Origin of the sequence: Mycolicibacterium hippocampi (assembly GCF_010723735.1) — a bacterium.
GTDB classification, from domain to species: domain Bacteria; phylum Actinomycetota; class Actinomycetes; order Mycobacteriales; family Mycobacteriaceae; genus Mycobacterium; species Mycobacterium hippocampi.
This window is the reverse complement of sequence record NZ_BLLB01000002.1, coordinates 3285065-3296095: the sequence shown is the minus strand read 5'-3', so window position 1 is coordinate 3296095 and position 11031 is coordinate 3285065. Positions and strand designations below refer to the sequence as shown.

General features: G+C 67.5%; 8 protein-coding genes. 5 read left to right on the top strand and 3 right to left on the bottom strand.

The features are described 5' to 3' along the window. The first annotated feature begins 40 nt into the window (after positions 1–40). Complete coding sequence (locus G6N53_RS17010; protein WP_237166547.1) at positions 41–3874, top strand: alpha/beta fold hydrolase; 3834 nt, start codon at positions 41–43, stop codon at positions 3872–3874. Here the strand turns inward: G6N53_RS17010 and G6N53_RS17005 are convergent. Beyond that, entirely contained in the window at positions 3865–4884 is a 1020-nt protein-coding gene (locus G6N53_RS17005; protein WP_237166546.1) for an endonuclease/exonuclease/phosphatase family protein, read from the bottom strand. The two genes, G6N53_RS17010 and G6N53_RS17005, sit on opposite strands and share 10 nt — an antisense overlap. Then, positions 4881–5774: a sugar phosphate isomerase/epimerase family protein gene (locus tag G6N53_RS17000; RefSeq protein ID WP_163895984.1), complete on the bottom strand. Its 894-nt coding sequence runs from the start codon at positions 5772–5774 to the stop codon at positions 4881–4883. Before G6N53_RS17000 ends, G6N53_RS17005 begins: the two co-directional genes overlap by 4 nt. Positions 5775–5893: 119 nt before the next feature. On the opposite strand from G6N53_RS17000, the gene G6N53_RS16995 reads away from it, so the two are divergent. Next, positions 5894–6808: an alpha/beta hydrolase gene (locus G6N53_RS16995; protein WP_163890280.1), complete on the top strand. Its 915-nt coding sequence runs from the start codon at positions 5894–5896 to the stop codon at positions 6806–6808. Positions 6809–6812: 4 nt separating this feature from the next. After that, positions 6813–8312 carry a flavin-containing monooxygenase gene (locus G6N53_RS16990; protein WP_163890279.1) on the top strand — a complete coding sequence of 500 codons (1500 nt, stop codon included), beginning with the start codon at positions 6813–6815 and terminating at the stop codon, positions 8310–8312. Here the strand turns inward: G6N53_RS16990 and G6N53_RS16985 are convergent. Beyond that, entirely contained in the window at positions 8309–9046 is a 738-nt protein-coding gene (locus G6N53_RS16985) for a GntR family transcriptional regulator (RefSeq protein ID WP_163890278.1), read from the bottom strand. The two genes, G6N53_RS16990 and G6N53_RS16985, sit on opposite strands and share 4 nt — an antisense overlap. A gap of 96 nt (positions 9047–9142) precedes the next feature. Here G6N53_RS16985 and G6N53_RS16980 point away from each other — a divergent pair, with 96 nt between their 5' ends. Further along, entirely contained in the window at positions 9143–10201 is a 1059-nt protein-coding gene (locus tag G6N53_RS16980) for an ABC transporter substrate-binding protein (RefSeq protein WP_163890277.1), read from the top strand. A 6-nt stretch (positions 10202–10207) separates the two neighbouring features. After that, complete coding sequence (locus G6N53_RS16975) at positions 10208–11017, top strand: ABC transporter permease (protein WP_163890276.1); 810 nt, start codon at positions 10208–10210, stop codon at positions 11015–11017. Positions 11018–11031 lie beyond the last annotated feature (14 nt).

Below are 11031 nucleotides of genomic sequence, written 5' to 3'. Positions count from 1 at the left end.
CTCATGGCGGGCCCGACCCTCCCCTAGGAACTCACGCGACATGCCGACCACAGGCCCTGCCACCGCCCTTGACGGCGCCGGTACGGGCGCCGCGGTGAGCGCCACCCGGACGAGCACGGCAGGGCCAGCCCCCCGACGCCTACAGGGCGGCGCGCTCGGAATCGACATCGCCGCCGTCATGACCTCGAGTGCCGCCACCGGGATTCTCGGATTCGTATTCTGGACCGTGGCCGCACGTGGCTACGACACCGCCGAGGTCGGCCGCGCATCGGCGATCATCTCCTCGGCCTCCCTCATCGCGATCCTCGCCAACTTCAGCCTCGGCAGCCTCTACGAGCGCTTTCTGCCCCTGGCCGGTGCCGACACCTCGCATCTGGTGCGCCGCGGAATCGGGTTCGCCGCGTGTACCGCACTGTTGTTCGGGACGGTGTTCGTGGTCGTCGGGCCCCGCTCCCAGCTGTTCTCGAATTGGGTTGAGGCGCTTCTGTTCCCGCTTTTTGTCGCGGTGCTGGCGTTCTACGCGTTGCAGGACCAGATCCTGATCGGCCTGGGTCGGCCGCGCACCATCGCCACGAAGAACATCGGGCAGTCCACAGCGAAGCTGGTCGCGGTGGCCGCGTTGATCCCGCTGGCCACCGGCACCGCCATCGTCTGGTCCTGGGTGGCGCCCGCCGCCGTCATCACCGCGATCATCGCGGTCGTGGTCATCAGGCGTGAGATTGCGCGCCGCGAGGGACCCCCCGATCTGCCGCCGCGGCGGGATCTTTTCCAGTTCTTCGCGAGTTCGTATGCCATCAACGCCGTCCACGTCACGGTGCCGCTGCTGGTGCCGCTGATCGTGGTTGCGCAGCTTGGCACCGAGATGAACGCCTACTTCTCGATGTGCTGGCTGGTGGTCAACACGCTCGGAATCCTGATCGGTGCCACCGCCGCGCCGTTCGTCGCAACCGCGTCCACACCGGGCGCCGATCTGCGTTCGTGCACAATGCGATTCGTACTACTCTGCGGGGGTGCCGCGGTGGCCGGGTGCCTGGCCCTGCTCGTCGCCGCGCCGCTCATCCTCAGCATTCTGGGGCCGGACTACGCCGAGCACGGTACGACGCTGATCCGCATCATGGCCTTCACCCTGCCCTCGGTGGCGTTGATGACGATCTACACGGCACTGGCCCGGCTCCGGCGCAGGCTCCGCCTCGCGGTGACCGCACAGGTCATGCTCGGAATCGTCGTGGTGGCCGGCGTCATCGTGACCCTGCCCCACTGGGGAATCAACGCCGTCGGCTACACCTACCTCGCGGCCGAGATGATGTGCACGCTCATCCTGGTGGGCCCGACGGTCGCACTGCTCCGTAGCGCCGTGAGCACCCCCCGCCCGGAGCCCGTCAATGCCGGGACGGCAACAACCACGCGGCAGGCTCCCGTCGTCGACGACTCCGTCCGACATCGCTCGGTCAGCGAACGGTTCGCCGAGGTCGCCGAACAGCGCGCCGACCACGTTGCCCTGCGCACCGAGAACGACTCCGTCAGCTACCGAGACCTCGCCCGTGCTGCCTCGAAGTGGACTGCTGCACTGCACAACCGGCCACGCCCGGAAGCGCCGGTAGCGCTGATCCGCGACCTCGACCCGGATACCGCAGCTGTGATGCTCGGCTGCTTCGCTGCCGGCGCGCCGCTGGTGCCGCTCGACACCGGCCTCCCCCGGGACCGCGTCGCACACATCGTCGGCGCACTCGCCGAGCGCGGCTACCATGTCGACACCGTCGTCACCGAGGACCTGCCGGATCCGCCCGCCGGCGGGGTCGACGGCCGAGCGCCGATGCCGGTCCCGGACGTCCAGGCGATCACCAGCATCCAGTTCACCTCCGGTTCGTCGGGTGAACCGAAAGCGGTGCTGCATGTCAACGGGACCTGGTTGTGCGACTGGGTGTTGCACCGCGACCGATTCGGGATCACCGCGGGCCGCAGGGTGGCGCTCTGCATGCCGGTGAGCTTCGCCGCCGGTCTCAACGTGCTCATCGGCTCACTGCTGTCGGGCGCCGAGGTCATCGTCATCGAACCGCGCAACTGCACTCCCGACGTCGCGCTTTCGCGGATCACCGAGGCCGACATCGTGATGTGCACCCCATCGTTCCTGCAGTCACTGACCGAGGTCGCCGGCACCCGGGTGCTGGACAGCTTACGGCGCATCGTCACCACCGGAGAGCCGCTGTACGGCAACGTCATCCGGCGCGCCCGTGTCGTGGCGCCGAACGCGGTGCTGACGAACTGGGCCGGCTCATCGGAAACGCTCGGGATCGCCCACCACGACATCCGGCCCGGCGATGACATTCCGGCGGGAGTCGTTCCCGCCGGCGTGGCGACACCTCACAAAACCCTCGACATCGACGGGCACGGACGCCTGACGGTCACCTCGCCGTATCTGGCCGCCGGCTACCTCGACCCCGGCGCCGCTACCACGGGCTTCGTCGAGAACCCGGACGGCAGCCGGACTTTCGTCACCAATGACCGCGCACGGATCACCGCCGACGGCGTCCTGACGATCCTCGGGAGGATGGACGCGGCGGTCAAGATCCGCGGCTACCTGGTCGAACCGGCCGAGGTGGAGGCAACGTTGCTGGAATGCCCGGGAATACGCGAAGCGCTGGTGGTCGCGGACGCGGTCGCCGAAACCCGGGTCCTGACCGCATATGTCGCACCGGCGCCGGGAGAACGCAGCCCCGCCGTCGCAGATCTCCGAGCACAACTGCACACCCGGCTGCCCGCATGGATGGTGCCCACCAACATCGTGATGCTCGAAGCTCTTCCGCGAAACGAACGCGGCAAGGTCGACCGCCTGGCTTTGCCCGTCCCGACCCGCGGAGCCATCGAACCTGCCATGCCGGGGCTGGAGACCCAGATCGCCGCGGTGTGGGCCAACGTGCTGCGTCTCGACGAAGTCGGGCGCACCGAGAACTTCTACGCACTCGGCGGGGATTCGCTCAATGTCCAGCAGATGCTCGGCCAACTCGGCGGCGGTCACGGCCTGCGCCTCACCACGGCGGATCTTGCAGGCGCTCCGACGGTGGCTCAGTTCGCCGAGATCGTCGGTGCCCGCCGCGAAGGACGCACGACAGACCCGACGGGTGAGATCGCGTCGACGACAGTGCTGTTGCGACCGCCGACCGGATCCACCACCGAGACCCTGTTCTGCTTCGCGGGCGCAGGAGCGTCGGCGCTGTCTTTCGCTGCCTTCGCCCATCGTGTCCACGCAGCCGCCGCGGTCGTCGCGTTCCAGGCCCACGGACTGGAGAACCGTGGTTTCCCCGACTGGACGGTGGCCCGCGCCGCTCGACGACACCTGCGCGATCTGTTCAAGCTGCAACCGCAGGGCCCGTACACGCTCATCGGTCACTCGCTGGGGGCTTTCATCGCGATCGACGTGGCCAACCGCCTCGAGGCGATGGGCCACGACGTCGAACTGGTCGCGATGCTTGATCCGTTTCTTCCGACCAGAACGGTGCGCCACGCACGCAAGACCCTACCCGGGGTGATCGCGTCGGCCCTGTTGGAAGAACCCGCGATGAGTCGCGGCCGGCTGTGGCGGCGACGGCTGCTGCTGCCGGTGGCGGGCCTGGTGGAGAACACCCCCGAGCGGAAGACCGAAGCGCTGCGCGAAGTCGGTGTCCGGGTGGGCCGCCTGCACCGACCACGTCCCTACGGCGGACGAACGCTGTTGGTACTCAGCAGCTTCAACCGGGACGACGAGCGGGTGTGGCCGCTGGTGCTCCCCGGGGAACTCACCGTCCGTCGGGTCAACTGCGACCACGACTCGGTGGTCCGGGCGCCCCATGTCGGCCGCGTCGTCGATCTTGTCGCCGAGGCCAGGGTTCAGCGCTGATCCGCCGGTGTCAGCAATACGTCCGACAGCACACCGTGGTGGTCGGACCCCGGTAGGTCGACACGCTCGAAGGACGTCGGCGTGCCGCCGCGGGTCAGGATCCGGTCGATCGCCAGCACAGCGGGGAACCCCCGGTCCGCCGGATAGGTGGCGACGATGCCCGATCCCAGATACTCGGCCGCGTCGAGCAGCGGTGCCCCGTCCCGCTCACCTGCGCGGAGCAGATTGCGGAACCGCTCGTGATCGTAGGTCGAGTTGAAGTCGGCACCGACGACCAACGGAAGACCCTCGGCGGCCAGAATCGCACCGATCCGGTCGAGCTCGACCGCCCAGCGCCAGGCCGGCTCGGGATAGGGCGGCAACGGATGCAGCGCGTACACGGCGACGGGTTCGGCACCGGGCAGGTCGACGGTGGCGCGCAGGTTGGTGTGGCGCAGCCCGGGCAGCATTCGCCGCTCCGACAGCGGGTGTCGTGAGTAGATGCCCTCTCCCCCACCGCCTTCGCGTGGCCGCAGATAGGTGAACGGCAGCGTGCGCTCCAGCCCTGCGGCCGCCAACCGGCCGACGGCGGCCTCCGTCAGTTCCGCGACGGTCAGTACGTCGACGTGGTCACGGCGTACCCGTGCGGCCAGTGCGTGCGGGTCGGCTTCACCTAGCCGAATGTTGGCCTGCAACAACCGCAGCTGCGGCCCCGGCGTCGTCTCCGACGGCGCATCGCCGAGGTAGAGCGGCAGTTGTGCGGCCACGCCGACGACCGCCACCAGCAGCGCCGCCGCGGCCGCAACCCGATGCCGGGCAACGGCCAACAGCACCGCGGACAACGCCGCCAGCACCGCGAACAACGGGCTGAACGAGGCCAGCAGAGTCACCACCGTGCTGACCGGACCGAAGAAGTGCGCCGCCACCCCGATGCCCGCACCTGCCGCGGCAGCCAGACCGACAACACCGACCGCTGTGCGCACCGGCCCACGGCGATGCTGTACCGAATTCTCGACCAAACGCGAGGTCACGCCGACAAACGTAGTCGCCCGGCGTCCGCCCGCGAAACGACGTCGCGGGCCGCACGCAACGCCGCCCGGGCCCGCACCCCCGCCGGCGCTCGCCATCGGACCGGCGCCTCGACGCTGACCGGGACGCACGGCAGCGCCTGCAGCATGGCCACGATGTCGATGCCACCTTCCCCGGGCAGCAGGCGGGCATTGCGGCCCTGAAAGCGCAACTCTTCCACCGATGTCGGGCGAGGCAGCACCCCATCGCAGATCTGGACGTAGTGCACCCATTCCGGGGGCAGCGCCGCGAGATCGGCGGTGGTGGTCAGCGCGCGGTCGTAGTGAATGGCGTCCACGAGGACCCCGGCGTGAATGGCGTCCACGAGGACCCCGGCCCCGCTACCGGCGCAGCGCTGCAGGATCCTCGCTGCCTCGTCGAGGTCACGTACCTCGGTCCACGGCATCGGCTCGAGGTTGGGGACCACACCGAAGTCGCGGGCCAGGTGAGCCAGCTGGGCGAGATTGTCGCCCAGCCGCGAATGGTCGGGATCGTTGCCCGTCACCAGAACCTGTGAGGCACCGAGGTACGCCCCGGTCTCCAGGAACGGGCCGAAATCGTCGCGCACGCGGGTGTCGGGGCGCAACCGCAGCACCTCGATGTCGAGCACGAACAGCCCGGTGTCGTCCAAGCGCCGGCGCGTTTCCCGGATCATCGGTGTGCGGCCGATGGTCGGCCGGACCGGCTCCTCGGCGGTTGCGCGGATGAGCCGCAGCCCGACGCCGTCATAGCCCGCCTCGGCGGCACAGGCGACCAGCTCGGGAGGACTGAGCTCCAGAACCGTCAGCGGCGCGAGCGAGATCGGTCGCCCAGCAGCCCGTCCGTCGGCCGACCCACGATGGCGTCGCAGCATCCTCACCGCAGTCCCTCTTCCTCTGGAAATTCCGTTCCCGCTGCTCCATTGTCCGGGACAGGGCACCGTCATGGGGTCCTACCTCAGCTGCCCGCGACCGGCTGCGTACGGTGTTTTCCATGTCCGTGGATGACGTCCTGCAGAAGGTGCTCGAGGCTGTTCCGTTCCAGCTGACGACCGACGGCGGTCCGCAGGAGGCCCGCCGGCGCTTCGCTGAACTCCCCCGCACGCCGCTGCATCCCGAGGTGACAGCCGAGGACCGCAGCGTCGACGGGCCGGCCGGACCGATCGCCGTACGCGTCTACCGTCCGCCGTCAGACAAAGCGGTGCTGCCCGCGGTGGTCTTCATCCACGGCGGCGGCTGGTCGGTCGGCGATCTGGACACCTACGACGGCACAGCCCGGCTGCACGCGGCCGCCACCGAGGCAGTGGTGGTGTCTGTCGACTACCGACTGGCACCCGAGCATCCTTACCCCGCCGCCGTCGACGACGTGTGGGCGGTTACCCGGTGGGTGTTCTCGCATGCCGGACAGCTCGGCGTCGATCCCGCCCGGGTGGCCGCGGCGGGCGACTCCGCCGGTGGAAACCTCACCGCCGTGGTCGCGCAATTGGCGCGAGATGCAGGTACCCCGTTGCGGTTTCAGCTGCTCTGGTATCCCTCCACGACGTTCGACACCTCACTGTCGTCGTTCACCGAGAACGCCGACGCGCCCATCCTGTCCCTGGCGGCGTGCAAGGGCTTCACCCGCTGGTACGTCGGTGACGCCGACTTGAGCGAACCGCCGGCCACGCTCGTACCTGCGCGAGGCGACCTGTCGGGACTTCCGGGGGCCTACATCGCGGTGGCCGGCCATGACCCGCTGCGCGACGACGGGATCCGGTACGCCGAACTGCTCGCCGAGGCGGGAGTTCCTGTCGAACTGCACCACGCGGAGTCTCTGGTGCACGGATACGTCGCCTACGCCGGTGTGGTGCCGGCGGCCACGGAGGCTGCCGAACGCGGCCTCCGCGCGCTGCGGGCCGCGCTAGTGTGAGTCCATGTCGCCCGACCACGAGGTCCTGATCGTCGGTGCCGGGTTCTCCGGCATCGGGACGGCGATCGGACTGGACCGGTCGGGGATGGGTGACTACCTCATCGCCGAGGCCGGCGACGGTCCCGGCGGCACCTGGTACTGGAACACCTATCCCGGTATTGCCGTGGACATTCCGTCGTTCTCGTATCAGTTCTCGTTCGAGCAGAGCAACTCGTGGTCGCGCACCTACGCACCCGGGGACGAGCTGCAATCCTACGCTGCACACTGCGTGGACAAGTACGGTCTGCGGCCGAAGATCCGCTTCGGCACCAAGGTGCTGAGCGCAGATTTTGATGATTCACAAGGGTTCTGGCGCATCCGGCTCGAAGGCGCCGCGACGGCCGAGACCGTCACCGCCCGATTTCTCGTCAACGCCAGCGGAGTGTTGACCGTCCCCAACTCGCCTGACATCCCCGGCGTCGACTCGTTCGCCGGAGCGACCGTGCACACCGCGCGCTGGGATCACGACCAGGCGCTGGCGGGCAAACGCGTCGCCGTCATCGGTACCGGCGCCTCCGCGGTGCAGGTGATACCCGAGATCGCGCCGATCGTCGAGCGCCTGACGGTGTTTCAGCGCACACCGATCTGGTGTTTCCCGAAGTTCGACGTCCCGTTGCCCGGCGCGGCGCGGCGGATGATGCGGCTGCCGCTCGGCAGGACCCTGCAGCGGCTGCTCAGCCAGGCCTACGTGGAGTTCACGTTCCCGCTGGCCGCACAGTACTTCACCGTGAACCCGCTGGCGCAGCGGATGGACGCGGTGGGCAGGGCCTACCTGCGCAAGCAGGTCGCCGACCCGGCCGTCAGGGACAAACTGACGCCCCGCTATGCGGTGGGCTGCAAGCGCCCCGGCTTCCACAACACCTACCTGTCGACGTTCAACCGCGAGAACGTCGACCTGGTGACCGAGCCCATCGACAAGATCACCGGGTCGGGTGTCGCCACCGCCGACGGCAACCTGCACGAGGTCGACGTGCTGATTCTGGCGACGGGCTTCAAGGTGTTCTCGGCACTCGACGACAAACCCTCGGGGCCCACCTTCCCGGTGACCGGCCCGGGGGGACGCTCGCTGAGTCGGTTCTGGGAAGAGCACCGACTGCAGGCCTACGAAGGGGTGAGCGTCCCGGGGTTCCCGAACTTCTTCACCGTCTTCGGCCCGTACGGCTACGTCGGCTCGTCGTACTTCGCGCTGATCGAGGCACAGACCCACCACATCGTCAGGTGCCTCGACACCGCGCGCCGACGACAGGCCACCCGGGTGGAAGTGCGCCCGGAGGCCAACGACCGCTATTTCGCCGAGATGATGCGCAAGCGGCATCGTCAGATCTTCTGGCAGGACAGCTGCCGGTTGGCCAACAGCTACTACTTCGACCAGCACGGCGACGTTCCGCTGCGGCCCACGAGCACGGTCGAGGCCTATTGGCGCAGCCGCCGCTTCCCGATCGACGACTACCGGTTCCTGTCCTAGATCTCCGCAGCTTTGTCGGATCGTCCACCAGACGCTTCGTCCAGCATCGCCCGGGCCACCTCGAGGGTGTCCAGATTGTGCACCAGAGTGATCTCGGTCGCGGCCTTCACATCCCCCGCGCGGTAGGTCCTGATAATTTTGGCGTGGTCGTCGTCCCCGCGAGCTCTACGCTCGGCGTCGCCACTGATCGACAGCCCGACGTAAAGCGACGACAAATCGGCGAGCGTGACCAACAACTCGTAGACCTTTGGCCGTTGGCTTGCAACATAGAACACCTTGTGGAACTCCCTATTTAGCTCGACCCACGCAATCGGGTCGGCCTCGGCTTCCATTCGGCGGGCCAGTTCCTCGGCCGTGTCCAGCTCCTCAGCCGTGATGTTGTTGATGCCTTCTCGTACCGCCAGCGGAATGAGCACTGATCTCAACTCGTATATGTCCTCCAACTCGGCGCGTGACGTGCGGTGCACGGTGGCGCCGTGAAAGGGGCTGTAGTCGACCAAGCCTTCAGACATCAAGTTGCGCAACGCCTCTCGAACCGGGGTCACGCTGACCGACAGGCTCTGCGCGAGTTCGGTCTGAACCAGCCGTGTCCCGCCGGGCAGCTCGCCCGAGATGATGGCCTTGCGTAGACGGTCGGTCACCGTGGTGTAAGCGGTGCGAATTGGACTCGGGCCGAGCGCCGGAACGCCCAGCGTCTTGTTCACGACGGATTTCGGCAGTGAGGACGATGACACCGCGGACTCCCTCTCGAAGCGTGCATGGGCGTGAAAACAATTTACCGCACAGAAACACCTGATGCCTCAAACATGAGGTTTCATATATGAGACCTCATGTCCTACCTTTCGGAGGCACACACCATGACATCCCGCCATCTCAGTCGCCGTCTAACGATCGCCCTCGCCGCCGGCGTGGCGACCGGGCTCGTCCTCTCCTCCTGCAGTTCGAGCGAACCGGCGCCACCCGACCAGGGTGCCCCCGTCGTCCGGCTACAAGGACTCGAGGGCGGGTTGAGCTCGATGGCGCTCAAGATCATCAAGGACCAGGGGTTCGACGAGGCCAACGGCTTCACCGCGGAGAACTTCGAGGTGTCCAGCGACGCCTCTGCGCAGTTCTTCCTCCAGGGCGACGCCGATGTGTCGTTCGATGGGGACCCACTCACCGCCGCGCTGTTGCGCAGCCAGGGCAATGACGTCACCACGTACTTTCCGATGGCGGTGCAGGACGTCGCCCTTGTCGTGCGCGGCGACTCTCCGTACCAAACCGAGCAGGACCTGATCGGCATGCGCGTCGGGCACGACGGTCTCGACTCAGGCGGCATGACCGCGGCGCTGGTGATGCTCGAGGAGTTCTCCGAGCTCGACATCGAAGAGCAGTATGATCTGCAGCTCACGCAGGAGGCCGCCCTCCTGCGACTACTCGATCGCGGCGACCTCGAAGCTGTCTTCACCGCCGAGCCGAACACCATCATCGCGGCCAAGGAATACGGAATGCGTCCGGTGTGGGGCCCGGGGTGGCAGGAATGGGAGACAGCGGCCGGCGGCCGGTCGTGGAACCTCACCGCGATGGCCCGCGACAGCTGGATCGACGAGAATCCCGAACTCGCCGCGGGTGTCCAGAACGCGTGGAACGACGCCTATGACTGGATCACCGCCGACCCCACCCGAGTCACCACGGGTGAGCTCGGCGATCTCATCGGCATCGAAAGCGAAGACGTCGCAGCAGGGTTCGAAGAACTCATCGAGACCAGCGAGTACTTCACCAAACGCTGGACCGAGGAGGACGTCGCGGCGGCGGAGATGTTCATCGAGAAGGCCGCAGCGGCGGGCCTGGGCGGACTCACCTCGGCGCCGGAGGGCGCCGTCACCCGGCTGCCCGGTTCCGAAGAGTAGCTACCGATGACTTCTGCTGATCGACCGCTGCAGCCGGCACCGCGGGCGTTGCTGATGCTGTCAGCGGCCGCGGTGCTGCTCATGGCCTGGCAGTTGTTCTGGGAGGCGACCGATTTCCTCCCGTCACCAACTCAAACAGTGCAGACCGCCGGCCTGTTGCTAGGCGAGGCGGCCACCTACGAGGATCTGTGGGCGACGCTGCGCCGACTCATTCTGGGGTTGGCGATGGGCTACACCGCTGCCGTGGTGGTTGCGCTGCTCATGCAGATCAGCTCCTGGTGGAACAGGTTCTTCGGTCCCGCCGTCTACGTCACCATCACCGCTCCCAGCATGGTGGTGGCGCTGTTGAGCCTGATGGTGTTCGGGCTCGCCGAGTTCGGCGTCTGCATGTCCGTGGCGATCGTGGTGTTCCCCTTCGTAGTCGTCAGCCTCAACGAGGGCGTCAAGGCGTTGGACCCCCGGCTGACCGAGATGTCACAGATCTACGGCTTCGGGCCGCTCGACCGCATCCGCCACCTCGCCCTGCCCGAAATGGCGCCGTATCTATTCAGCGCATTCCGAAATGTCCACGCGCTGGGCTGGAAGATCGTCGTCATCGCCGAACTGTTCTCCCAGCAGATCGGCGTCGGCGCAGAGTACAAGCGCGCCTACGGGTACTTCGAGCTCGACCGGCTCATAGTCTGGACGCTGTTCTTCATCGTGATGATCACCACGGTCGAGTATTTGATCCTGCGTCCGATCGAACGACGAGTCTTCCGGTGGCGTGCGCCCACTCGTCGATCCCTACGCGCACAGCCGACCGCCACCTCGACGTGAGGGCCGGCGATCAT

Bases quoted from the DNA above. Each gene is read 5' to 3' on its own strand.
- G6N53_RS17010 (WP_237166547.1), top strand. From the start codon at position 41: ATGCCGACCACAGGCCCTGCCACCGCCCTTGACGGCGCCGGTACGGGC.
- G6N53_RS17000 (WP_163895984.1), bottom strand. From the start codon at position 5,774: ATGCTGCGACGCCATCGTGGGTCGGCCGACGGACGGGCTGCTGGGCGA.
- G6N53_RS16995 (WP_163890280.1), top strand. From the start codon at position 5,894: ATGTCCGTGGATGACGTCCTGCAGAAGGTGCTCGAGGCTGTTCCGTTC.
- G6N53_RS16990 (WP_163890279.1), top strand. From the start codon at position 6,813: ATGTCGCCCGACCACGAGGTCCTGATCGTCGGTGCCGGGTTCTCCGGC.
- G6N53_RS16980 (WP_163890277.1), top strand. From the start codon at position 9,143: ATGTCCTACCTTTCGGAGGCACACACCATGACATCCCGCCATCTCAGT.
- G6N53_RS16975 (WP_163890276.1), top strand. From the start codon at position 10,208: ATGACTTCTGCTGATCGACCGCTGCAGCCGGCACCGCGGGCGTTGCTG.